At 60.8% G+C, this 24,111-nt stretch carries 22 protein-coding genes; 7 read left to right on the top strand and 15 right to left on the bottom strand.

What is annotated here, in order from left to right:
• Nucleotides 1-51 precede the first annotated feature (51 nt).
• Complete coding sequence (locus tag OGV19_RS00705) at nucleotides 52-1,248, bottom strand: methionine gamma-lyase (protein WP_264311673.1); 1,197 nt, start codon at nucleotides 1,246-1,248, stop codon at nucleotides 52-54.
• A 127-nt stretch (nucleotides 1,249-1,375) separates the two neighbouring features.
• Between OGV19_RS00705 and OGV19_RS00700 the strand changes: the two genes are divergently transcribed.
• Nucleotides 1,376-1,855 (top strand): Lrp/AsnC family transcriptional regulator, encoded by a 480-nt coding sequence (locus OGV19_RS00700; RefSeq protein WP_027595326.1) that lies wholly within the window; start codon nucleotides 1,376-1,378, stop codon nucleotides 1,853-1,855.
• A 90-nt stretch (nucleotides 1,856-1,945) separates the two neighbouring features.
• Here the strand turns inward: OGV19_RS00700 and cysN are convergent, their stop codons facing one another.
• From cysN to OGV19_RS00685, 3 genes are all read right to left on the bottom strand, one after another.
• Nucleotides 1,946-3,847 (bottom strand): sulfate adenylyltransferase subunit CysN, encoded by a 1,902-nt coding sequence (cysN, locus tag OGV19_RS00695; protein ID WP_264311672.1) that lies wholly within the window; start codon nucleotides 3,845-3,847, stop codon nucleotides 1,946-1,948.
• Nucleotides 3,848-3,862: 15 nt separating this feature from the next.
• Nucleotides 3,863-4,780 carry a sulfate adenylyltransferase subunit CysD gene (gene cysD / locus OGV19_RS00690; protein WP_003251799.1) on the bottom strand — a complete coding sequence of 306 codons (918 nt, stop codon included), beginning with the start codon at nucleotides 4,778-4,780 and terminating at the stop codon, nucleotides 3,863-3,865.
• Nucleotides 4,781-5,014: 234 nt separating this feature from the next.
• Entirely contained in the window at nucleotides 5,015-5,773 is a 759-nt protein-coding gene (locus tag OGV19_RS00685; RefSeq protein WP_264311671.1) for a Nif3-like dinuclear metal center hexameric protein, read from the bottom strand.
• 158 nt (nucleotides 5,774-5,931) lie between these two features.
• Here OGV19_RS00685 and algW point away from each other — a divergent pair, with 158 nt between their 5' ends.
• Nucleotides 5,932-7,092, top strand: a complete 1,161-nt coding sequence (gene algW, locus OGV19_RS00680) for a Do family serine endopeptidase AlgW (protein ID WP_264311670.1) — start codon at nucleotides 5,932-5,934, stop codon at nucleotides 7,090-7,092.
• 113 nt (nucleotides 7,093-7,205) lie between these two features.
• Here the strand turns inward: algW and OGV19_RS00675 are convergent, their stop codons facing one another.
• The 4 genes from OGV19_RS00675 to OGV19_RS00660 all read right to left on the bottom strand — a co-directional run bounded on the left by OGV19_RS00675 (nucleotide 7,206) and on the right by OGV19_RS00660 (nucleotide 11,363).
• Nucleotides 7,206-7,970 (bottom strand): amino acid ABC transporter ATP-binding protein, encoded by a 765-nt coding sequence (locus tag OGV19_RS00675; RefSeq protein WP_003251792.1) that lies wholly within the window; start codon nucleotides 7,968-7,970, stop codon nucleotides 7,206-7,208.
• A gap of 10 nt (nucleotides 7,971-7,980) precedes the next feature.
• A complete protein-coding gene (locus OGV19_RS00670; RefSeq protein WP_264311669.1) occupies nucleotides 7,981-9,078 on the bottom strand; it encodes an amino acid ABC transporter permease in 1,098 nt (365 codons plus the stop codon).
• 10 nt (nucleotides 9,079-9,088) lie between these two features.
• Complete coding sequence (locus OGV19_RS00665; RefSeq protein ID WP_264311668.1) at nucleotides 9,089-10,267, bottom strand: amino acid ABC transporter permease; 1,179 nt, start codon at nucleotides 10,265-10,267, stop codon at nucleotides 9,089-9,091.
• Between the two features lie 67 nt (nucleotides 10,268-10,334).
• Nucleotides 10,335-11,363 carry an amino acid ABC transporter substrate-binding protein gene (locus tag OGV19_RS00660; protein WP_264311667.1) on the bottom strand — a complete coding sequence of 343 codons (1,029 nt, stop codon included), beginning with the start codon at nucleotides 11,361-11,363 and terminating at the stop codon, nucleotides 10,335-10,337.
• A 332-nt stretch (nucleotides 11,364-11,695) separates the two neighbouring features.
• Here OGV19_RS00660 and OGV19_RS00655 point away from each other — a divergent pair, with 332 nt between their 5' ends.
• Nucleotides 11,696-12,352, top strand: a complete 657-nt coding sequence (locus OGV19_RS00655) for an alpha/beta hydrolase (RefSeq protein ID WP_264311666.1) — start codon at nucleotides 11,696-11,698, stop codon at nucleotides 12,350-12,352.
• Between the two features lie 101 nt (nucleotides 12,353-12,453).
• Complete coding sequence (gene rhlB, locus OGV19_RS00650) at nucleotides 12,454-13,917, top strand: ATP-dependent RNA helicase RhlB (protein ID WP_264311665.1); 1,464 nt, start codon at nucleotides 12,454-12,456, stop codon at nucleotides 13,915-13,917.
• Between the two features lie 174 nt (nucleotides 13,918-14,091).
• On the opposite strand, the gene OGV19_RS00645 is transcribed toward rhlB, so the two are convergent.
• The 6 genes from OGV19_RS00645 to OGV19_RS00620 form a co-directional block, all read right to left on the bottom strand.
• Nucleotides 14,092-15,027: an IS110 family transposase gene (locus tag OGV19_RS00645; RefSeq protein ID WP_264310357.1), complete on the bottom strand. Its 936-nt coding sequence runs from the start codon at nucleotides 15,025-15,027 to the stop codon at nucleotides 14,092-14,094.
• Between the two features lie 263 nt (nucleotides 15,028-15,290).
• Nucleotides 15,291-15,737, bottom strand: a complete 447-nt coding sequence (gene moaE, locus OGV19_RS00640; RefSeq protein WP_264311664.1) for a molybdopterin synthase catalytic subunit MoaE — start codon at nucleotides 15,735-15,737, stop codon at nucleotides 15,291-15,293.
• A 2-nt stretch (nucleotides 15,738-15,739) separates the two neighbouring features.
• Nucleotides 15,740-15,985, bottom strand: coding sequence for a molybdopterin converting factor subunit 1 (moaD, locus tag OGV19_RS00635; RefSeq protein WP_264313867.1), 246 nt, complete (start codon nucleotides 15,983-15,985; stop codon nucleotides 15,740-15,742).
• Nucleotides 15,985-16,455, bottom strand: coding sequence for a cyclic pyranopterin monophosphate synthase MoaC (moaC, locus tag OGV19_RS00630; protein ID WP_033702868.1), 471 nt, complete (start codon nucleotides 16,453-16,455; stop codon nucleotides 15,985-15,987). The genes moaD and moaC overlap by 1 nt, the downstream gene beginning before the upstream one ends.
• A gap of 170 nt (nucleotides 16,456-16,625) precedes the next feature.
• Nucleotides 16,626-18,020 carry a PhoH family protein gene (locus tag OGV19_RS00625; RefSeq protein ID WP_264311663.1) on the bottom strand — a complete coding sequence of 465 codons (1,395 nt, stop codon included), beginning with the start codon at nucleotides 18,018-18,020 and terminating at the stop codon, nucleotides 16,626-16,628.
• A 266-nt stretch (nucleotides 18,021-18,286) separates the two neighbouring features.
• Nucleotides 18,287-19,423, bottom strand: coding sequence for a polysaccharide deacetylase family protein (locus tag OGV19_RS00620; protein ID WP_264311662.1), 1,137 nt, complete (start codon nucleotides 19,421-19,423; stop codon nucleotides 18,287-18,289).
• Between the two features lie 136 nt (nucleotides 19,424-19,559).
• Between OGV19_RS00620 and yaaA the strand changes: the two genes are divergently transcribed.
• Nucleotides 19,560-20,339 carry a peroxide stress protein YaaA gene (gene yaaA, locus OGV19_RS00615; protein ID WP_264311661.1) on the top strand — a complete coding sequence of 260 codons (780 nt, stop codon included), beginning with the start codon at nucleotides 19,560-19,562 and terminating at the stop codon, nucleotides 20,337-20,339.
• A gap of 8 nt (nucleotides 20,340-20,347) precedes the next feature.
• Here yaaA and OGV19_RS00610 read toward each other — a convergent pair whose 3' ends face one another.
• Nucleotides 20,348-20,554, bottom strand: a complete 207-nt coding sequence (locus tag OGV19_RS00610; protein WP_264311660.1) for a hypothetical protein — start codon at nucleotides 20,552-20,554, stop codon at nucleotides 20,348-20,350.
• Between the two features lie 651 nt (nucleotides 20,555-21,205).
• Here OGV19_RS00610 and OGV19_RS00605 point away from each other — a divergent pair.
• Both OGV19_RS00605 and OGV19_RS00600 read left to right on the top strand, forming a co-directional pair.
• Nucleotides 21,206-22,522, top strand: coding sequence for a nucleotide sugar dehydrogenase (locus tag OGV19_RS00605; RefSeq protein WP_264311659.1), 1,317 nt, complete (start codon nucleotides 21,206-21,208; stop codon nucleotides 22,520-22,522).
• A gap of 81 nt (nucleotides 22,523-22,603) precedes the next feature.
• Nucleotides 22,604-24,085, top strand: a complete 1,482-nt coding sequence (locus tag OGV19_RS00600) for a glycosyltransferase family 2 protein (RefSeq protein WP_264311658.1) — start codon at nucleotides 22,604-22,606, stop codon at nucleotides 24,083-24,085.
• Nucleotides 24,086-24,111: the final 26 nt, after the last annotated feature.

Raw genomic sequence — 24,111 nt, 5'->3', positions numbered from 1 at the left:
CTGGCCCCTTGTGGGAGCGGGCTTGCCCGCGAAGAGGCCAGCTCAGGCAACCTAGCTGCAGGCCTGCAATGCCTGCTCAACATCCGCCAGCAAGTCCTCGATGTCCTCCAACCCCACCGACAGGCGCACCAACCCCTCCGATATCCCGTGATGGGCCCGCTCCTGCGGCGTATAGCTGGAATGGGTCATGCTCGCCGGATGCTGCGCCAGTGATTCGGCATCCCCCAAGCTCACCGCCCGCGCAAACAACTGCAACGCATTCATGAAGCGCCGCCCCGCTTCGATCCCGCCCTTGAGCTCGAACGCGATCATCCCGCCCGGCAATCGCATCTGCCGCTGTGCCAGTTCGTACTGGGGGAACGACGGCAGCCCCGGGTAGTGAATCAGCTCCACCAGTGGCTGGCGCGCCAGAAACTCCGCCACCTGCTGGGCATTGGCGCAGTGGCGATCCATGCGCAGGGCCAGGGTCTTGATCCCGCGCATCAACAGCGAAGCATCGTGCGGCGACAGCACCGCGCCGGTCATGTCTTTCAGCCCTTCAAGGCGTATCCGATCAATCAGCGCCTTGCGCCCGACCACCAGCCCTGCAGTGATATCACCGTGGCCACTCAGGTATTTGGTCGCCGAATGCACCACCAGGTCGGCGCCCATTTCCAGAGGCCGCTGCAAATAAGGGGTGCAATACGTGTTGTCGACCACGATATGCACATCATGCCCACGCGCGGCGTCAGCCACCGCCGCAATATCGACAAGGTGCATGTTGGGGTTGGCCGGCGTTTCGAAGTAGATCATCCGCGTTTTGCTGTTGATCGCCGCTTTCAGGGCTTTGGCATCGTTGAGGTCGACATGGTGAATCTTGACCCCGAACTCGCCAATGCCATGGTGCAGGAAGGCGAAGGTGCAGCCATACAACGTGCGCCCAACGATCAGCTCATCGCCAGGCCGTAACAGCGTCCAGATCGTCGAGGTGATGGCCCCCATCCCCGAAGCCAGTGCCAGCCCGGCTTCGCCCCCTTCGAGCGACGCCATGCGCTGTTCGAGCAAGGCCAACGTTGGGTTGGAAATGCGGCTGTAAAAGTGCCCCGCCTCCTCTCCCGCAAAGCAGGCAGCGCCATATTCGACAGTCGGGAAGGCATAAGTCGCGGTCTGATACACCGGCGGCACGAGGGCGCCGCCGTGGGACAGCGGGTCATAACCATGGTGGATGGCCCGTGTGGAAAAACCGGTGTTGTTATGGGAGTCGCGCATGGCAACAGCCTCTTGTGGTTTGCTATAAGCTTATGCCACCGAGCTGCCTGAATTTTTCCAAAATAGCCCACGCAATCGAGCACTTTTTGGAACAAAAACAACAATTATTCGACCAGGAGGGCAAAACATGCCTTCGAGCCTCGACCGCACCGACCGCGCCCTGCTGGCCGCCCTGCAGGACAACGCCCGCCTTACTGTTTCCGAACTTGCCGACCAGGTGGCGCTGACCACTTCGCCTTGCTGGCGACGGGTCAAACTGCTGGAAGATAACGGTTACATCACCGGCTATCAGGCCATTCTCTCGCCCAAGTCATTGGGGTTTGGCGTCACCGCTTTTGTCAGCATCATGATGGACTCGCATACCAAGGACATGGCCTTGGCCTTTGAGAAGCGGTTGATGGAAATACCCGAAATCGTTGCCTGCCATAATATTTCCGGGCGGTATGACTTCTTGCTGGAAATACTGGCGCGGGACCTTGAATCGTTTGGGGAATTCACCCGGGAAGTGCTGCAGCGGTTGCCGGGGGTTAAGGAGATTTATTCGAGTTTTTCTTATAAGGCAGTGAAAGAGAGACGAGTGATTCCTGTGTCGGAAAAGCATATCTAAGCCAGCACTCTGCGCTGGAAAAGAGCACTTCCTTAAATAGGTGCCACAAAAAACCCCGCCGAAGCGGGGTTTTTCATGCAGCTTCAGCGCTTAGATCGCGCCACGCTGACGCAGCACGTCCAGCACCTGCTTCACGCCTTCGTCGACACTGGTGTTCTGGGTATCGATCACCAGGTCAGCGTCCAGCGGCACATCGAACGGGAAGCTTTCACCCGGGATGTTGTCGCCACCGGCGGCATACAGGCCCTGTGGGTCGCGCTCGCGGCAGGCGATTGGCGAAGCCTGGACGTAAACGGTCACCAGGCGCTCCTTGCCGATCAGCGCCTTGGCCTGTTCGCGGCCTTCGGCATCCGGGGCGACGAAGGCGGCCAGAGTCAGCATGCCGGCTTCGTTGAACTGGCGCGCCACATGGGCGGCGCGGCGCCAGTTCTCGGTGCGGCCAGCGCGGTCCTGTGGCAAGCCCTTGTTCAGGTCGTGGCGCAGGTTCTGGCCATCGAGCACATACACCGCACGGCCCATGTCGAACAGCTTGCGCTCCACGGCATACGCCAGGGTGCTCTTGCCAGCGCCGGACAGGCCGCTGAACAGCACGGTAGCCGGCTCCTGGCCGAAACGCAGGGCGCGTTCTTCGGTGGACACGTGGGCCTGCTTGCCATGCTGGCCGGTGCTGCCGTGTGGCAGTACGGGCTGTGCGATGATCATGCCGGCGCCGACGGTGCCGTTGGTCAGGCGGTCGATGACGATGAACGCACCGGTGGTGCGGTTGCTGTCATAGCCATCCAGCGCAATGGCGCTGTCCAGGGACACCTTGACGCGACCGATCTCGTTCAGTTGCAGCGCGCTGGCAGCATCCTTTTCGAGGGTGTTCACATCGACCTTGTGGGTGATGCTGGCGATCGAGCCAGGCACATAGCTGGTGGCGCGCTTGATGTCATATTTCTTGCCTGGGAGCATCGGCTCTTCAGCCATCCACACCAGCATCGCGTCGAACTGGTCGGTCACCGGTGGCACGTTGTCGGCATGCACCAGCAGGTCGCCACGGGAGATGTCGATCTCGTCTTCCATGGTCAGGGTCACTGCCTGGCCTGGGCCGGCGTTTTCCAGTTCACCTTCGTAGGTGACGATGGACTTGACCCGGCTGCTCTTGCCCGACGGCAGCACGACGATCTCGTCACCCTTGTGCACCACGCCGCTGGCGAGGGTGCCGGCAAAGCCGCGGAAGTTCAGGTTAGGACGGTTGACGTACTGCACGGGGAAGCGCAGGTCGGTGAAGTTGCGGTCGGCCGCCACTTCCACGGTTTCGAGGATTTCCATCAGCGCAGGGCCGGTGTACCACGGCGAACGCTCGCTGCGGTTGACCACGTTGTCGCCCTTGAGCGCCGACATCGGCACGAAGTGCAGGCTGCTCGGCGTCAGGTTGATGGCTTCGGCGAACTTCAGGTAGTCGGCCTTGATTTCTTCGAAGACGCCTTCGTCGAAACCTTTGAGGTCCATCTTGTTGACCGCGACGACGATGTGCTTGATGCCCAGCAAGGAGGCAATGTAGCTGTGGCGACGGGTCTGGGTCTGCACGCCATAGCGGGCATCGACCAGGATGATCGCCAGGTCACAGGTGGACGCACCGGTGGCCATGTTGCGGGTGTACTGCTCGTGGCCCGGGGTGTCGGCAATGATGAACTTGCGCTTGGCGGTGGAGAAGTAGCGGTAGGCAACATCGATGGTGATGCCCTGCTCGCGCTCGGCCTGCAGGCCATCGACCAGCAGCGCCAGGTCGACTTCTTCGCCGGTGGTGCCGGACTTCTTCGAATCACGGGTGATGGCTTCGAGGTGGTCCTCGTAGATCATCTTCGAGTCGTGCAGCAGGCGCCCGATCAGGGTGCTCTTGCCGTCGTCGACGTTGCCGCAGGTCAGGAAACGCAGCAGTTCCTTGCGCTCGTGCTGGGCCAGGTAGGCGAGGATGTCCTCGCTGATCAGATCAGATTGGTGCGACATGGAGTAACCCTGAAATTAGAAGTAGCCTTGGCGTTTCTTGTCTTCCATGGAGCCGGCGCCATCGTGGTCGATGACACGGCCCTGGCGTTCGGACGTACGGGTCAGGAGCATTTCCTGAATGATGTCCGTCAGGGTCTCGGCTTCCGACTCGACAGCACCCGTCAGCGGGTAGCAGCCGAGGGTACGGAAACGCACCTTCTTCTTGACGATGCGGGCCTTTTCTTCCTCGGAGAGGTGCTCAAGGATGCGCTCGTCGTCGATCATGATCAGGGTGCCGTTCTTCTCGATGACTTCACGCTCGGCGGCGAAGTACAGCGGCACGATCGGGATGCCTTCGAGGTAGATGTACTGCCAGATGTCCAGCTCGGTCCAGTTCGACAGCGGGAAGACGCGGATCGACTCGCCTTTGTTGACCTTGCCGTTGTATACGTTCCACAGCTCGGGGCGCTGGTTTTTCGGGTCCCAACGGTGCTTGCTGTCGCGGAACGAATAGACGCGTTCCTTGGCCCGGGACTTCTCTTCGTCACGGCGGGCACCACCGAAGGCGGCGTCGAAACCATGCTTGTCCAGCGCCTGCTTGAGGCCCTGGGTCTTCATGATGTCGGTGTGCTTGGAGCTGCCATGGGTGAACGGGTTGATGCCCTGCGCCACACCCTCGGGGTTGACGTGGGTGATCAGCTCCAGGCCCATTTCCTCGACCATCTTGTCGCGGAAGCTGTACATCTCCTGGAATTTCCACTGGGTGTCGACGTGCATCACCGGGAACGGCAGCTTGCCCGGGAAGAAGGCCTTGCGCGCCAGGTGCAGCATCACGGCGGAATCCTTGCCGATCGAGTACAGCATCACCGGGTTGTCGAACTCGGCGGCCACCTCGCGGATGATGTGGATGCTCTCCGCCTCCAGCTGTTTCAAGTGCGTCAGTTTGTCGACCATGGCTACTCACGAAAAACGATCTTATGGACGGCCTGCGGGCCGTGTTCGAGCGAGCCACTTTATCACAGCGGCTGATTCTATTTAGGAGGCGGGCTAGATCGAAAAGGTCTAACGATATGACTGTGGGTTTGGCCCGCAGGGCGGGCCATTCGCGGGCAAGCCCGCTCCCACAGATGCTGTGTCGCCCTAAATCCTGTGGGAGCGGGCTTGCCCGCGAAGAGGCCGATGCAGGCCTCAGATCGGGTTCGGGCAATCGATGAACAGATGCTCAACGGCAAACCGCCGGGCCAGGTAATCCCCCAGCGCCTGCACACCATAACGCTCGGTGGCATGGTGCCCGGCGGCAATGAAGCTGACACCGTTTTCGCGGGCACTGTGGTAGGTCTGCTCCGAGGCTTCGCCACTGATGAACAGGTCAACCCCGGCAGCAATCGCCGTGTCGATATAGCCCTGCCCGCCCCCGGTGCACCAGCCAACCCGGCGGATCATCTGGTCGCCTTCGACCAGCAGCGGCTCACGCCCCATCACCTCCTGCACACGCCGGGCAAAATCCCGCGCGGTCATCGGCTCGGCCAACGAACCGACCAACCCGACCACTCTCGGGTTTTCAGGGTCCAACGGCCCCTCGACGGTGATGTCCAGCTGACGCGCCAGTTGCACGTTGTTGCCCACCTCCGGGTGCACATCCAAGGGCAAATGGAACGCCAGCAGGCTGATGTCGTGCTTGAGCAGCGTTTTCAAGCGACGCTGCTTGATGCCGGTAATGCACGGGTTCTCACCCTTCCAGAAATAACCATGATGCACCAGTACCAGGTCGGCCTCGGCCTCGACCGCAGCATCCAGCAGCGCCTGGCTGGCGGTGACGCCGCTGACGATGCGACTGACCTGCGGCCGGCCCTCGACCTGCAAGCCATTGGGGCAGTAATCCTGGATTTTCGCACTGCCCAGGTAGCGCTCGGCTTCCTCGACCAGGGTGTTGAGGGCGACGGCCATGGAAAATCTCCTCGAAATCTGCACGTTCAACGGAAACAACGTCCGTATAATGGCCGCCATTATGGGCCGTCGCCGGCGTTGGGGAAACCGGTGTATGATCGCGCGCGTTTGCGCCCTGCTGCGCCACCATGGCCCTCGCCCACTCCCAGGATTCGTTCATGTTCAAGGCTTTGCGTTATTTCGGCTGGCCCCTGCTTACCGGCGTACTGATCGCCATGCTGATCATCCAGCGCTTCCCGCAATGGGTCGGCCTGCCCAGCCAGGACGTCAACCTGCAGCAGGCCCCGCAAACCACTCGGATCATGCAGGGCCCGGTATCGTACGCCGACGCCGTGACCCTGGCCGCACCGGCGGTGGTCAACCTGTACACCACCAAGGTGGTCAACAAGAGCGCCCATCCGCTGTTCGAAGACCCGCAGTTCCGCCGTTTCTTCGGCGACAACCTGCCCAAGCAGAAGCGCTGGGAGTCGAGCCTGGGCTCGGCGGTGATCATGAGCCCTGAAGGCTACCTGCTGACCAACAACCACGTCACCAGTGGCGCTGACCAGATCGTGGTGGCGCTCAAGGATGGCCGCGAGACCTTGGCCCGAGTAATCGGCAGCGACCCGGAAACCGACCTTGCAGTGCTGAAGATCGACCTCAAGAGCCTGCCGGCGATCACCATCGGCCGCTCCGACAACATTCACATCGGCGACGTCTCGCTGGCCATCGGTAACCCCTTCGGCGTCGGCCAGACCGTGACCATGGGCATCATCAGTGCCACTGGCCGCAACCAGCTGGGCCTGAACAACTACGAAGACTTCATCCAGACCGACGCGGCAATCAACCCTGGCAACTCCGGTGGCGCGCTGGTCGATGCCAACGGCAACCTGATCGGTATCAATACGGCGATCTTCTCCAAGTCCGGCGGCTCGCAGGGCATCGGTTTCGCGATCCCGGTGAAGCTGGCGCTGGAGGTGATGAAGTCGATCGTCGAGCACGGCCAGGTGATCCGTGGCTGGCTGGGTATCGAAGTACAGCCGCTGAGCCAGGAGCTGGCTGAGTCGTTCGGGATGCAGGATCGGCCGGGCATCGTCGTGGCGGGGATCTTCCGCGAAGGGCCGGCGCAAAAAGCCGGGCTGCAGCTGGGAGACGTGATCATGAGCATCAACGGCGAACCGGCGGGCGACGGGCGTAAGTCGATGAACCAGGTGGCGCGGATCAAGCCCAACGAGAAGATCACCATCGAGGTGATGCGCAATGGGCAGCAACTGAAGCTGGTCGCCGAGGTGGGGCTGCGGCCACCGCCTGCTCCGGCCGCCGCTCAGGAACAGAAGTAAGGCTTCAAATCTGGGGCTGCTTTGCAGCCCTTCGCGGGGCAAGCCCGCTCCCACAGGTAATTTGTGGGAGCGGGCTTGTCCCGCGAAGGGGCCGCTAAGCGGCCCCAGTTGCATCAATGCAGAATCTGGCTCAAGAACAACTTGGTCCGATCACTGCGCGGCCGGTCGAAGAAGTCATCTGGCGCCGCCTGCTCCACAATCTCCCCCTTGTCCATGAAAATCACCCGGTTCGCCACGGTGCGGGCAAAGCCCATCTCGTGGGTCACGCAGAGCATGGTCATGCCATCCTCGGCCAGGCCCACCATGGTATCGAGCACTTCCTTGACCATCTCCGGGTCGAGCGCCGACGTCGGCTCGTCGAACAGCATGATCTTCGGCTTCATGCACAGCGCGCGGGCAATCGCCACACGCTGCTGCTGGCCACCGGACAACTGCCCTGGGTACTTGTGTGCCTGTTCCGGAATACGCACCCGCTCCAGATAATGCATGGCGATTTCCTCGGCCTTGCGCCGCGGCATCTTGCGCACCCACATCGGGGCCAGCGTGCAGTTTTCCAGAATGCTCAGGTGCGGGAACAGGTTGAAGTGCTGAAACACCATGCCCACCTCCCGGCGAATCGCCTCGATCTGCTTGAGGTCGTTGGTCAGCTCTACGCCATCGACGACGATGCGCCCTTGCTGGTGCTCCTCCAGCCGATTGAGGCAACGGATGGTCGTCGACTTGCCCGAGCCGGACGGCCCGCACAAGACGATACGCTCACCCTGACGCACGTTCAGGTTGATGTCCTTGAGCACATGGAACTGGCCGTACCATTTATTCACACCCTGCATTTGGATGATGCCTTCGGGGCCAGCAGGCTGCTTGATCGCTTCACTCATTTCGAAACTCCTAACGCTTGTGGCCAGTGTCCAGCTTGCGCTCCAAGTGCATGGAGTAGCGGGACATACCGAAACAGAAAATCCAGAACACCAGGGCGGCGAACACGTAGCCCTCGGTGGCCATGCCCAGCCAGGCCGGGTCGGCGGCGGCTTGCTTGACGCTGTTGAGCAGGTCGAACAGGCCGATGATGATCACCAGGCTGGTGTCCTTGAAGAGGGCGATGAAGGTGTTGACGATGCCGGGGATCACCAGCTTCAGCGCCTGGGGCAGGATCACCAGGCCCATTGCGCGCCAGTAGCCCAGGCCCATCGCTGCAGCCGCTTCGTATTGCCCCTTGGGGATGGCCTGCAGGCCACCGCGCACCACCTCGGCGATGTACGCCGACTGGAACAGGATCACGCCGATCATCGCCCGCAGCAGCTTGTCGAAGCTCATGCCTTCGGGCAGGAACAACGGCAGCATCACCGACGACATGAACAGCACGGTGATCAGCGGCACGCCGCGCCAGAACTCGATGAAGGTCACGCACACCACCTTCACCGCCGGCATCCGCGAACGGCGCCCAAGGGCCAGCAAAACACCCAGCGGCAAGGCGCCGACGATACCCACAGTGGCAATCACCAGGGTCAGCATCAGCCCGCCCCACTGGCTGGTCGGCACGCTTTCCAGGCTCAGGTAGCCGCCGTGCAGCAGCGTGTAGGCAAGGACCGGGTACAGCACCAGGAAACCCACGCCATAAACGGCCTTGCGCGGGAAGCGCTTGATGAACAGCGGCGCGGCGCCAAGCACGGCTAGCCACACGGTCAGGTCCACGCGCCAGCGCAGTTCCGTCGGGTAATAGCCGTACATGAACTGGCCGAAGCGCTGCTGCACGAACACCCAGCAGGCGCCCTCCTTGGTGCAGTCCGCGCGAGTGCTGCCGACCCAGTTGGCATCGATCAGCGCCCACTGCAGCAAGGGCGGCACGATCAGCCATACCAAATAAATGGCGAACAGGGTCAGCAGGGTATTGAGCCAGCTGGAGAACAGGTTGGCACGCATCCATGCGAGCGCGCCGACGGTTTTCACCGGAGGCGGCATGTCAGGTTTGAAAACATGAGCATTCACGGGCGTATCCTCACCGCTCGATCAGCGCAATGCGCTTGTTGTACCAGTTCATCAGCAGCGAAATGCTGATGCTGATGGCGAGATAGACACTCATGGTGATGGCAATCACCTCGATAGCCTGGCCGGTCTGGTTGAGCACGGTACCGGCGAACAGCGACACCATCTCCGGGTAGCCGATACCGGCTGCCAGCGACGAGTTTTTCGCAAGGTTCAGGTACTGGCTGGTCAGCGGCGGAATGATCACCCGCAGTGCCTGGGGGATGATCACCTTGCGCAAGGTCGGCCCCTCACGCAGGCCGAGCGAACGCGCAGCTTCGGTCTGGCCATGGCTGACCGAACGAATGCCCGAGCGCACGATTTCGGCGATGAACGCTGCGGTATAGATCGTCAACGCCAAGGTCAGTGCCAGCAATTCGGGAATCAGCACCCAACCGCCAACGAAGTTGAAGCCCTTCAACTGCGGCACTTCCCAGTGCACCGGGCTGCCAAACAGCAATACGCAGAGGCCTGGAATGACCAACAACAGCGCCAACCCCACCCAAAACGTATGAAACGGCTTGCCCGTCTCGTTGAAGCGTTTGTTGGCAACCCGCACCATCACCACGATGGCCGCGATCGCCAAGGCCAAGGCAATGACATACGGCCAGAAACCATCTGCCATGGAGGCGCCGGGCATGTTCAGGCCCCGGTTGCTGATGAAGAACGTGTCGTCGATGTTGATGCTGCCCCGCGGCCCCGGCAGGGTCAGAAACACCGCGAAGTACCAGAACAGGATCTGCAATAAAGGTGGGATGTTGCGAAAGGTCTCCACATACACGGTTGCCAGCTTGTTGATCATCCAGTTCGGTGACAGGCGCGCCACACCGATGATGAACCCCAGGATCGTCGCCAGGATGACGCCAATGAACGTGACCAGCAGGGTGTTGAGCAGACCAATGACGAACACCCGTGCATAGCTGTCGGATTCAACGTAAGGGATCAGATGCTGAGCGATGCCAAAGCCGGCACTGCGATCGAGGAAGTCGAAGCCGGAGGTGATACCCCGGTGCTGCAGGTTGGTTTGCGTGTTGTGAAACAGGTACCAGCCCAGACCGACCACGAAAACGATCGTGAGTATCTGGAACAGCCACGCGCGCACACGCGGATCGTTCAGGGATAGCCCCTTTTGTGCGCCGATTCGATTTTGCATGAAGTGCCCCGAAAAGTAGGGATTCGAACAGCCTGCGGCGGCGGAATGCCGCCGCAGGGTGCATCCATCAGCGCACAGGAGGTGCGTACTGGATGCCGCCGTTGTTCCACAGGGCGTTCATGCCGCGGTCGATCTTCAGGTCGGTGCTCTGGCCCAGGTTCTTCTCGAACACTTCGCCATAGTTGCCGACTTGCTTGACGATCTGGACTACCCAGTCTTTGGGCAGCTTGAGGTCTTTGCCGTATTCACCATCCGCGCCGAGCAGGCGGGCGACGTCCGGGTTTTTGGTAGCCTTGGCTTCAGCCTCGACGTTCTTCGAAGTAATTGCCGCCTCTTCGGCGTTGAGCATGGCGAACAGGGTCCACTTGACGATGCTGAACCATTCTTCGTCGCCCTTGCGCACCACCGGGCCCAGCGGCTCTTTGGAGATGGTTTCTGGCAGCACCACATAGTCGGTTGGCGCGGCCAGCTTGGAGCGCTGGGCGAACAGCTGCGACTTGTCCGAGGTCAGCACGTCGCAACGGCCCGACTCCAGCGACTTGGCGCTTTCGTCGGAGGTGTCGAAGGTGATCGGGGTGTACTTGAGGTTATTGGCACGGAAGTAGTCGGAGACGTTGAGCTCGGTGGTGGTACCGGCCTGGATGCAGATGGTCGCGCCATCAAGCTCCTTGGCGCTGGAAACCCCCAGCTTCTTGTTGACCAGGAAGCCGACGCCGTCATAGTAGGTGACACCGGCGAACACCAGGCCCATGCCGGCGTCGCGCGAGCTGGTCCAGGTGGTGTTGCGCGAGAGCACATCGACTTCGCCGGACTGCAGGGCTGTGAAGCGTTCTTTGGCGTTGAGCTGGCTGAACTTGACCTTGGTCGCATCGCCGAATACCGCAGCGGCGACGGCGCGGCAGACATCGGCGTCGATACCGACGATCTTGCCTTGCGCATCAGGTACCGAGAAGCCTGGAAGGCCGTCGCTCACGCCACACTGGACGAAGCCCTTCTTCATTACCGCATCGAGCGTGGCGCCGGCCTGGGCGGTCGTCACGGCGCCCAGTGCAGCGGCAGCGGTCAGGACTGCCAGGGTGGTTTTCAGCATCTTCATTCACAACCTCCAAATCGCTCTTGTTGTACCGAGCCGGAATTGCACCGCACCCTTTTGAGGCGTATCCGACCCGTGTTGGCTTGTTATTGGGTCAATTGGCGCAATGGGCTGTTCTATGACAGCCTTCGCTTGCAAAGGGTGTTACCGTCACGGCCTGTCCCTTGCATCGAATGATTAATAGCAAAGGGCGTACCACAGTTGACGGCTTAAGCGTTTAAGTGCTCGTCAAGTAGGGAAAGTTGTATCGTTGCGACATTCTTTTTCCGACAATCATTCCCTGCGCCTTCTTTTTACGCACGCCATAACAAGACCCGCACATTTTCGGAGCAGTCATGACCAACCCGCTGATTCTCGAACCGCAGAAAACCGCTGACGCCTGTGTGATCTGGTTGCACGGCCTGGGCGCCGACCGTTACGACTTCCTACCGGTTGCCGAATTCATGCAGGAACGACTGCTCAGCACCCGCTTCATCATGCCCCAGGCCCCTACCCGCCCCGTCACCATCAATGGCGGCTATGCCATGCCCAGCTGGTATGACATCAAGGCCATGACCCCGGCGCGCGCCATCGACGAGGCGCAGCTGGAGGAATCGGCCGAACAAGTCATTGCCCTGATCAAGGCCGAGCAGGCCAAAGGCATCAACCTGGCGCGGATCTTCCTGGCCGGTTTCTCCCAAGGGGGCGCGGTGGTACTGCACACGGCTTATATAAAGTGGCAGGAAGCCCTGGGGGGTGTGATCGCGCTGTCCACCTATGCCCCGACCTTCAACGATGACCACGAGCTCAAGGCCTGCCAGCAACGCACCCCGGCCTTGTGCCTGCATGGTGTACACGACTCGGTGGTGATCCCGGCCATGGGCCGCACCGCCTTCGAATACCTCAATACCTGGGGTGTTGCCGCCCAATGGCACGAGTACCCGATGGAGCATGAAGTGGCCATCGAGGAACTGAGCGATATCCACGACTGGTTGAGCAAGCAATTGCAATAAGCCAGGCTCGCCCATCGTTGTGGGCGTATTCCGCTACGCCGTGTCCGGTTCTTGCTTTACACTGCCCGGCGTACATTCCTTAACCAGTTGATGAGACGATCGTGCTCAAGGCACTCAAAAAAATATTCGGCAAAGGAGACGCCGCGCCTCAGGCCGTCGATCCCGCTGCCAGCGTGAAAACGCCCGCGCCTGCTCCCGCGGCTGAGGCTCAACCTGAGTCTCAGCCAGCGCCTCAGCCGGCCCCACAACGCGCCAACGCCACCCCCGAGGCCCAAGCGCCTGCCGCCGCCGACAAACCGGCCAAGGAAAAACCGCGTCGCGAGCGCAAGCCCAAACCACAGGCCAGCCTGTGGAAGCCGGAAGATTTCGTGGTCGAGCCGCAGGAAGGCAAAACCCGCTTCCACGACTTCAAGCTGTCCAACGAAGTGATGCACGCGATCCACGACCTGGGCTTCCCCTACTGCACGCCGATCCAGGCGCAAGTACTGGGTTACACCCTGCGCGGCCAGGACGCCATCGGCCGGGCCCAGACCGGCACCGGCAAGACCGCCGCGTTCCTCATCTCGATCATTTCCCAGCTGCAGCAGACGCCTCCGCCCAAGGAACGCTTCATGGGCGAGCCACGCGCGCTGATCATCGCGCCGACCCGCGAACTGGTGGTGCAGATCGCCAAGGACGCCGAAGCCCTGACCAAGTACACCGGCCTGAACGTCATGAGCTTTGTCGGCGGCATGGACTTCGACAAGCAGCTCAAGGCACTGGAAGCACGCCATTGCGACATTCTGGTTGCTACCCCAGGCCGCCTGCTGGACTTCAACCAGCGCAGCGAAGTGCACCTGGACATGGTCGAGGTGATGGTGCTGGACGAAGCCGACCGCATGCTCGACATGGGCTTCATTCCGCAAGTACGTCAGATCATTCGCCAGACCCCACCGAAAAGCGAACGCCAGACGCTGCTGTTCTCCGCCACCTTCACTGATGACGTGATGAACCTGGCCAAGCAGTGGACCACCGACCCAGCCATCGTCGAGATCGAACCCGAAAACGTCGCCAGCGAGACGGTCGAGCAGCACGTCTATGCGGTGGCCGGCAGCGACAAATACAAGCTGCTGTACAACCTGGTGACCCAGCACAAGTGGGAACGGGTGATGGTGTTCGCCAACCGCAAGGACGAGGTGCGACGCATCGAAGAGAAGCTGGTGCGCGACGGCATCAACGCCGCTCAGCTGTCGGGCGACGTGCCGCAGCACAAGCGCATTCGTACCCTGGAAAGCTTCCGCGAAGGCCGGATTACCGTGCTGGTGGCCACCGACGTGGCAGGGCGTGGTATTCACATCGATGGCATCAGCCACGTGATCAACTTCACCTTGCCGGAAGACCCGGACGATTACGTGCACCGTATCGGCCGTACTGGCCGTGCCGGCACCAGCGGTGTGTCGATCAGCTTTGCCGGGGAGGATGACTCGTATCAGCTGCCGGCGATCGAGGAGCTGCTGGGGCGCAAGATCAAGTGCGAGATGCCGCCGGATGAACTGCTCAAGCCGGTGCCGCGCAAGCATCACTGATCGGTGATGACGTCTTCGCGGGGCAAGCCCGCTCCCACAGATTTTCCGCTGCCCTTGGGTTCAGCAGAGAACCTGTGGGAGCAACTGTCTTCTTGTGGAAGCTGGCCTTGCCGGCGATGGGGCGCGTAGCGCCCCAGGCCCGGCTGTGCCGGGCATCGCCAGCAAGGCTTGCTCCTACGAATGAGCTATTTGCTCCTTCCAGGGCGTTCCGGTCTTGAGCATCGCATTTAGCCTCACTATCAATACTCGCATACACGCCACCACCGATACTTTCGCGCACTTCCCCTGGGCTCGCAGTGCTTTGTAGCGCTCGCAGAAGTCCTTGTTGTGCCGTATCACCACCCAGCAGGCCATATAGAGCGCCCGCCTGACTTGTGAGCGCCCCCCCCAGATTGAACGCTTGCCCGACTGCTTGCCGCTGTCCTGGTTGAACGGCGCAACACCGACCAAGGCGGCAATTTCCTTCTTATCCACCTGGCCCAGCTCTGGCAGCAAGGCCATCAGCTTTCCGGCAGTAATCAGACCAATTCCTTTGACTTGAGTGAGCTGTTTAACCCGATCATCAGGCAAAGCTGCTGCCTGCTGTGCGATCTCTTGTTCCAGCGCTCGAATTTCACCCTTCAGATAGGCGATGTGTTGTTCCAACCGCAAACAAACACTGGGAGCCCGCGCCTGCTTCAGGCGCCGCTTGTCATCGTCGCGCTGTTGGACGAAGCGATCCCGCTGCATAAGCAGTTCGCGCAGCAAAGCCCGCTCGGGTGTCATCACCTGGCAAGGCCGTGGGGGCATAACTTCAGCCAGGTGAGCCAAAACAGCTGCGTCAATGGGATCGGTCTTGGCGCGTTTACCCATCGACTTGGCAAAGTCCCGGGCACGACTGGGATTGATCCGGCAAACCGGAAAATCGGCATCCTGCAGCGCTTTGAGGACATTGCACTCGTAGCCACCGGTAGCTTCGAGCAAGACCATTGAAATTGCATGCCCGCCAAGCTTTTCGACGAGCAGTTGGAATCCCTTCAAGTCATTGGAAACACTGAAGTTCACCCCCTCAGGACGGATGTGAACAGCAAGTGTGGCACTGGAAACATCGATGCCGACAGAGGAAGACATGGCCAAACCCTCTTAAACTCAAGGAGTGAGAGCGCTTTGGCTTGGCCCACGCTTGTGATTCGAGATTACGCCCCTCATCCAACTGTTCGGGCTCTCGCCAAAGTGGAACGGTGAATGGCAGCTTTTGCTCCCACACGTGCTCTGGGCACCTCGGGCTATCAGCTTGCCATTCACCGCTCTCACTTCAGATTCTATTCCCTCTCCAAGACACAAGCGGGCTAGCCCCGCGAACCGGGGCAAAGCCCCGGCCATCAAACAGAAACCTACCAGCGCTCAGCGGCATCCTGGTCACTCTGCTTACCTTCCACCCAACGCGGCCCCTCCTGGGTATTCTCCTTCTTCCAGAACGGCGCCCGGGTCTTCAGGTAATCCATGATGAAGTTGCAGGCATCGAACGCCGCCTGCCGATGGGCACTGGCCACGCCGACGAAAACAATCGGCTCGCCCGGCCCCAGCGCACCAATCCGGTGCAACACCTCGACTTTGAGCAAGGGCCAGCGCTGTTCGGCCTCAACCACGATCTTGGCCAACGCCTTCTCGGTCATCCCCGGATAGTGCTCAAGGAACATCCCCGCCACTTCCCGCCCATCATTGAAATCCCGCACGTAGCCAACGAACCCGACCACCGCGCCCACACCCACATTTGCGGCATGCATGGCATTGACTTCGACACCGGGGTCAAACGCCCCGTGCTGCACTCGCACCGTCATGTTCAGCCTCCGGTCACCGGCGGGAAGAACGCCACTTCATCACCCTCCTCCAGCGGCTCGTCGAGTTTGCACAACTCCTCGTTGCGCGCGCACATCAGGTTCTGCTCCGCCAGCAACGCATACTGTCCGCCTTTGCCCACCAGCACCTTGCGCACATCGTCGATCACCGTGAAGTCACCTTCCAGGCGCTCGCTATCTACCCCGAGCAATTCCCGGTAACGGGCAAAATACATCACCTTGACCTTCATCATGCGCCCACCTTGTAGTGGCCGCTCTTGCCGCCGAGTTTCTCTAGCAGGCGCACTTGCTCGATCACCATGCCCTTGTCCACGGCTTTGCACATGTCGTAGATGGTCAGCGCGGCAACACTGGCAGCGGTCAGTGCTTCCATTTCCACACCGGTCTGCCCGGCCAGCTTGCAGCGCGCGACGATACGCACCGCGTCTTGCCCTTCGGCACTGAGCTCGACCTTGACGCTGGTCAGCATCAGCGGATGGCACAGCGGGATCAGGTCGCTGGTTTTTTTTGCCGCCTGGATCCCGGCAATGCGCGCCACGGCGAACACATCGCCCTTGGGGTGCTCGCCGTCGACGATCATCTGCAAGGTCTGCGGCAACATGCGCACCCGCGCCTCGGCAATCGCCTCGCGCTCGGTCACGGCCTTTTCAGTGACGTCGACCATGTTGGCCCGCCCCTGGGAATCAAGATGTGTCAGCACTGCTCTGCTCCTGTGAAGGGAACACAGAGTGTAAACCTGTGGGTCAGGTTTGAGCAGTGGAATGTACTCTCAGCCCCGGCCTTTTCGCGGGGCAAGCCCGCTCCCACAGGATTGTGGGAGCGGGCTCGCCCCGCGAAAAGGCCGGGCGGCGCACCGCCCGGCTGGAAGGGTTACAGATGCGACTCGGCGTACTCGGCCAGCACCGACCTTGGCACACCCTGCAGGGTGATGTGCACGCCATGGGGGAAGTCCTTGAAGCGCTCGGTCAGGTAGGTAAGACCCGAGCTGGTCGCGGACAGGTAAGGGGTGTCGATCTGCGCCAGGTTGCCCAGGCAGACCACCTTGGAACCGGAGCCGGCACGGGTGATGATGGTTTTCATCTGGTGCGGCGTGAGGTTCTGGCACTCGTCGATCAGGATCAGGCTCTGCTGGAAGCTGCGACCGCGAATGTAGTTCAGCGATTTGAACTGCAGTGGCACCCGTTCGAGGATGTACTCGACACTGCCGTGGGTGCTCTCGTCATCCATGTGCAAGGCTTCGAGGTTGTCGGTGATGGCACCCAGCCAGGGTTCCATTTTCTCCGCTTCGGTGCCCGGCAAGAAGCCGATCTCCTGGTCCAGCCCCTGCACGCTGCGGGTGGCGATGATGCGCCGGTAGCGCTTGCTGACCATGGTCTGCTCGATGGCTGCGGCCAGGGCCAGGATGGTCTTGCCCGAGCCGGCAGCGCCGGTCAGGTTGACCAGGTGGATATCCGGGTCGAGCAGGGCGAACAGTGCCAGGCTCTGATGGATGTCTCGCGGTTTCAGGCCCCAGGCCTCCTGGTGCAACAGGGGTTCCTGATGCAGGTCGAGCAACAGCAGTTCATCGTCGCGGATGCCCTTGATCCAGCCGACGAAGCCTTGCTCATCGATGATGAACTCGTTGACGTGCACGGCCGGCAGGTTGTCGATCATTTGCACCCGATGCCAGGTGCGGCCACGTTCCTGGCGGGTGTCGACTTTGCTGACCCGGTCCCAGAACGAGCCGGTGACAGAATGGTAGCCCTTGGACAACAGCGACACGTCATCGACCAACTGGTCGGTGCTGTAGTCCTCGGCCGCGATACCGCAGGCACGCGCCTTCAGGCGCATGTTGATGTCTTTGGTGACCAGCACCACGTCGAGGTCGGTGCGCCGGGCACGTACTTCGAGCAACTGGTTGATGATGATGTTGTCGTTGAGGTTTTCCGGCAGCAGCTTGTTCGGCTCGTTGCGCGGGGTCATCAGGATGGACAGGAAGCCCTTGGGCCCACTCTTGTTACGCTGGATCGGTACGCCCTGCTCGACATCGCTGGGCGAGGCGTTACCTAACGTCTGGTCGATGAGGCGAATGGCCTGGCGACATTCGGCGGCGATGCTTTGTTTGCCGGTCTTGAGCTTGTCGAGTTCCTCCAGCACCGTCATCGGGATGGCGACGTGGTGCTCCTCGAAGTTGAGCAATGCGTTGGGGTCGTGAATCAGGACGTTGGTATCGAGCACATACAGGATTGGCTTGCTGGAGGAAGGGTTGCGTCCTTGGTCATCCATACTCGGTCACCTTATGTCGAAGCCACACGGCGCGGTCTGCTGCGCCGCAGAGTGACTGCCGGTCTTCCCGTATCCGCGTTGCTACGGGCGGGAAGCGAACCTGACACGGTGGATGACGCCACCTGTGCTGCAGGGCTCGGCTGTCTGGTTTCTTCATACCGCATAAACGATGACTAAAAAAAGTATTTTTACGTGCAGGTGAAGTTTATTTTTCCGATTGACGAACAGGGGTTGGCGAGGGGGCAAGGGGGGTCTACAGTCAAATATTAATCCCCCTGCTCACGACGACCGTAGGCTTGGCAACTCTCCCAGCCGATGCCGCTCTGCGCGGTGTTGCCCAGCAACCATTGCACCGCCGGCTGGGCCTTGGGCAAGCTGTCATGGAACTGGATCACCCCCTTGCGCCACAGCAGCATCAAGGTCAGTACGCGTTGCGCCGATGCCTCTGGGCTCAGCGCGCCATCATCCTGGGCATCGATGTCCCACAACGACACCCGCAACTGCTGGCTGGCCATGAACGCTTCGCCATCGGCCCGGCGCTGCCCGTAAGGCGGGCGGAACAACGGCACGTACTGCTCCGGCAAGTCAGCCTGCACCCGCGCCAGGCTGCGCCGTAACGAGTCCTGCCAATCCGTCCACTGCGCATGGGAGCGATACTCCCACCCCTGGATACCCACGCATTGCCCGCGGTAGAGCTGGCGCAGCGCATTCACCGCAGCGCTGTCACGGCGTTGCTGCAGGCGATTGCCAAGCACGAAGAACGTGCCTTCGAGCTTTTGCCTGCGCAGGTAGGCACTGAGTGTATCGGTGTTGCCCCCAGCAGGGCCTGGGCCGCCAACGAAGGTCAGCAGGAACATGCGATCGTTGAGCTCATCGCCATTGCGTTCACGGCTGGACAGGCGCTCGACCCCGCTGCTGGTTTGCCCCAGCAGCGCTGCCTTGCGCAGTTGCTCGTCCAGGTAACGGGTATGGAACTGGTGGCTGGGCTCGATCCAGTCGGTATAGAACGTGCCAACATCTGCAGCGAACGTAGCGGCCTTCGTGCGCAATTCAGCCATCGAAGTAACCGGGTAACAGAACGAGGCATCCTGCGCGCAGCTGCGCTGGGCCTGTTGATAACCCTGCCACAAGCGCTGCCACATGCGCGCCCGCACCAGGCGGACCTTTTGCATACTGATCTGCCGCAAGCCCAACCGCGCCGCCAGCTCGCCCTCATCGAGCAGCTCGCTCTCGTGCAGCACCTGGGCGAACGAGAGGATCTCGGCACGCGAAGCAACGTCGAACAGCGCCGGGCTGTCCAGTTTCTCGGGCCACAGGCTGCGGTCCAGGCTCACCTGGGGGGAAGGGGCGGCCTGCACGGTCAGGCTCAACAGCGCGGCCAGCAAGGCCGATGCAATGCGCACGGTGGGAAGCTCCGCAACGGCAAAACGCGCACTATAACGCCTGGCATGCCGATGGTCTGTGACTATCGTCGGCATAGTTTGGACTTGCCAGGCCCAGCCCGTAGAATCCCCGCCAACGATTCCAGGAGCCGACCCGATGCTGACGGTGATTTCCCCCGCCAAGACCCTCGACTACGACACCCCGCCGGTGACCGAGCGTTTCACTCTGCCCCAGTACCTGGACGACTCCCAGGCACTGATTGTGCAATTGCGCGAGCTGTCGCCCGCCCAGATCAGCGAACTGATGCACCTGTCCGACAAGCTCGCCGGCCTCAACGCCGCCCGCTTCGGCAGCTGGACCCCAGACTTCACCCCGGCCAACGCCAAGCAGGCGCTGCTGGCGTTCAAAGGCGACGTGTACACCGGCCTCGATGCCCAGAGCCTTGGCGAAGACGACTTCAGCTATGCCCAGGACCACCTGCGCATGCTCTCTGGCCTGTATGGCCTGCTGCGCCCGCTCGACCTGATGCAGCCTTACCGCCTGGAAATGGGCACCAAGCTGGCCAACGCCCGCGGCAAGGATCTGTATGCCTTCTGGGGTACACGCATCAGCGAATGGCTGAACCAGGCTCTGGCCGACCAAGGGGATGACGTGCTGCTGAACCTGGCCAGCAATGAGTACTTCAGTGCGGTGAAACGCAGCGCGTTGAAGGCCCGGGTGATCAATGTCGATTTCAAGGACTTCAAGAACGGCCAGTACAAGATCATCAGCTTCTACGCGAAGAAAGCCCGCGGGATGATGAGCCGCTTTGTGATCGAGCAGCGCATCAGCGACCCGGAGCAATTGAAGCAGTTCGATGTGCAGGGGTACTACTACAGTGCCGAGCAGTCGAAGGCGGATCATCTGGTGTTTTTGCGGGATCACGCGGAGGGTTGAAACCTGCTTCAATCCCGGGGCTGCCAAGTGTCCGCCATGATGGCGGCGACGCCCTTGAGATCGAGCGCCGCGCGGGCGGCGCTCAATCTCAAGACCGCAGCAAATTCCCCGCCATGCACCCGCCACCATACAAACCCACCCTGAATCAAATCGCCATCACGCCACAACCATGGCGCCAAAATATCAGCACGCCTTCCTTTATCGCCAAACGCCATAAGACCGTTCGTACCTTTTTTGACGTTTTTTGAAAAATATTTTCCGATACTGGCATAAAAACATCCTCCATCAGTCTCGCCCTTTATATACAGGGGCGAAACAGCCCAGTGCTATCAGATTGAAACTATTTGTCACTGAAGAATTATTTAGAAATCTTTCATCGCTGCAGAATTCACCCAGGAACTTCTGCTACGCCCAATCGCTCATAGTGCCGTAACGATTTTCCTGCCTCTGGGCTGTGAGAGATGACTTACAGATGACAACGGCAGGTATCCACTACCCGCTTTGACAACTTCGACAGGTATAACGGGCATACCCCAACAACCCTGTCCCCGCAGGAGAGACGCGCCCTTACAATTCGTCCTAGTGGTTGATTTCAAAGGATTTTTCCACTTGAAAAAACAAGCACAGCAACGCGCCAAGTAGCGCATTGCAATAAAGACGGCTGCAGATCAAGGCACGTTTTTTTAATAATGGCTTTTTACTGCCAAGTTTGAGCGCATAACAGTTCGCGCTCCGGATTTATTTTGCCTGCGCTCGGCGAAGTGTGCATTCGCCATGGACCCGTGCGCCCGAAAACTGTTGTTAATCAACCTGGCCCGGCTCTTCCTGAAGGAGCTGGCGTGATAAACACACATGAGGTGATAGCGATGCGTATCAGCATCTTTGGTTTGGGTTATGTAGGTGCAGTCTGTGCAGGCTGCCTGACGGCGCGAGGCCATGAAGTGATTGGTGTGGACGTGTCCAGCACCAAGATCGACCTGATCAACCAGGGCAAGTCGCCCATCGTCGAACCTGGCCTGGAAGCACTGCTGCAACAGGGCATCGCCAATGGCCGCCTGCGCGGCACCACCGACTTCGCCGAGGCCATCCGCGCCAGCGATGTGTCGATGATCTGCGTCGGTACACCCAGCAAGAAGAACGGCGACCTGGGCCTTGAGTACATCGAATCGGTGTGCCGCGAAATCGGCTACGTGCTGCGTGACACCACGCGCCGCCACACCATCGTGGTCCGCAGCACCGTGCTGCCAGGTACCGTCAAGAACGTGGTGATCCCGATCCTCGAAGACTGCTCGGGCAAAAAAGCCGGGGTCGACTTCGGTGTGGCGGTCAACCCTGAGTTCCTGCGTGAAAGCACCGCGATCAAGGACTACGACCAGCCACCGATGACCGTCATCGGTGAACTGGACAGCGCCAGCGGCGACGTGCTGCAAAGCCTGTACGAAGAGCTCGACGCCCCGATCATCCGCAAGCCGATCGAAGTGGCCGAGATGATCAAGTACACCTGCAACGTATGGCACGCCACCAAGGTCACCTTCGCTAACGAAATCGGCAACATCGCCAAGGCCGTGGGTGTCGATGGCCGCGAAGTGATGGACGTGGTCTGCCAGGACAAAGTGCTGAACCTGTCGCAGTACTACATGCGCCCAGGCTTCGCCTTCGGTGGCTCGTGCCTGCCCAAGGACGTGCGCGCCCTCACCTATCGCGCTGCCAGCCTCGATGTGCGGGCGCCTCTGCTCGATTCGCTGATGCGCAGCAACGAGTCGCAAGTGCAAAACGCCTTCGAGCTGATCGAAGCCCACGACAAGCGCAAGGTCGCCCTGCTCGGCCTGAGCTTCAAGGCCGGCACCGACGACCTGCGTGAAAGCCCGCTGGTGGAGCTGGCCGAGCGCCTGATCGGCAAGGGCTACCAGCTGGACATCTACGACGAGAACGTCCAGTACGCCCGTGTTCACGGCGCCAACAAAGACTACATCGAATCGAAGATCCCGCACGTTTCCTCGCTGCTCAACGCCGACTTCCAGCAGGTCATCGACAACGCCGACATCATCGTGTTGGGCAACCGTGACGAGCAGTTCCGCGCCCTGGCCCAGCAGGCACCTGCTGGCAAGCAGGTGATCGACCTGGTCGGTTTCATGAGCAAAGCCACCTGCAACACCAGCCGTACCGAAGGCATCTGCTGGTAACACCCTTGGCCGGGCAGCGCAGGTGCTCCTTGCGGCACTTGCCCTGCCCTTCCTTCCCTGATTTCGCGACGGATGCTGAACATGCAAAGGCTCCAGACAGTGCTGTTGCAGTGCGCCGGATGGCTGCTCTACATGAGCCTGCTCATGTTGATCGCCCTGGCCCTGCCGGCCGATATCTTCGACTCGCAGTCGAAGCACTTCATCTTCCTGGTCGGCGCAGTCGGCATCTGGCGCTACTCGATGGGCGCCACCCATTTCATTCGCGGCATGATCTTTCTGTACGGCGTCTACCCGTACCTGCGCCGCAAGGTGCAGAAGCTGGGCAAGGCCGCGGACCCTTCCCATGTGTACCTGATGGTCACCAGCTTTCGCATCGATGCGCTGACCACCGCACAGGTGTACAGCTCGGTAATCCGAGAAGCCATCAACTGCGGTTTCCCCACCACCGTGGTCTGCTCGCTGGTGGAGATGTCGGACGAACTGCTGGTGAAAAGCCTGTGGGCCAAATACAACCCGCCCGGCCACGTCAAGCTGGACATCGTGCGCATCGCCGGCACCGGCAAGCGTGACGGCCTGGCTTATGGCTTTCGCGCCATCTCGCGGATGCTGCCAGACGAAAACGCCGTGGTGGCCGTGATCGACGGTGACACCGTGCTGGCCGATGGCGTGGTCTGCAAGACCGTACCCTGGTTCAAGCTCTACCCCAATGTCGGTGGCCTGACCACCAACGAATTCTGCGAAGTGCGCGGCGGCTACATCATGAGCGAGTGGCACAAGCTGCGCTTCGCCCAGCGTCACATCAACATGTGTTCGATGGCCCTGTCCAAGCGCGTGCTGACCATGACCGGGCGCATGTCGATGTTCCGCGCAAGCGTGGTGACCAACCCGGAGTTCATCGCCGACGTCGAAAGCGACTCGCTGATGCACTGGCGCCTGGGCCGTTTCAAGTTCCTCACTGGTGACGACAAGTCCAGCTGGTTCAGCCTGATGCGCCTGGGCTACGACACCTTCTACGTGCCAGATGCCGCCATCAACACGGTCGAGCACCCGCCGGAAAAAAGCTTCCTCAAGGCCAGCCGCAAGCTGATGTACCGCTGGTACGGCAACAACCTGCGGCAGAACTCGCGCGCGCTGGGCCTTGGCCTGCGGCGCCTGGGGCTGTTCACCAGCATCGTCCTGTTCGACCAGCGTGTGTCGATGTGGACCAGCCTGCTGGGCCTGACCGTGGCGGTGATCGCCAGCCTCAAGTTCGGCCTGGGCTTCTTGCTGGTGTACCTGCTGTGGATCGGCATCACCCGCCTGATCCTGACCGTGATGCTGCTGTGCTCGGGCCACAAGGTCGGGCCGGCCTATCCGCTGATTCTTTATTACAACCAGATCGTCGGCGCGATGATGAAGATCTACGTGTTCTTTCGCCTCGACAAGCAGTCCTGGACCCGCCAGCCCACTGCCCTCAAGCGTGACCTCGCCAGCTTTCAACAATGGTTCAACACCTGGTCCTCGCGGACCATGACCTTCTCGGCGGCCAGCATCTTCGTTGCTGTGCTGTTCATGGTCGTGTGAGCCCAACCGGATCGGATCTAACAGGA

Source organism: Pseudomonas putida (assembly GCF_025905425.1).
GTDB lineage: Bacteria > Pseudomonadota > Gammaproteobacteria > Pseudomonadales > Pseudomonadaceae > Aquipseudomonas > Aquipseudomonas putida_AF.
Note: the sequence above shows the minus strand (reverse complement) of the source record. Positions and strands in the feature narration are given on the sequence as shown.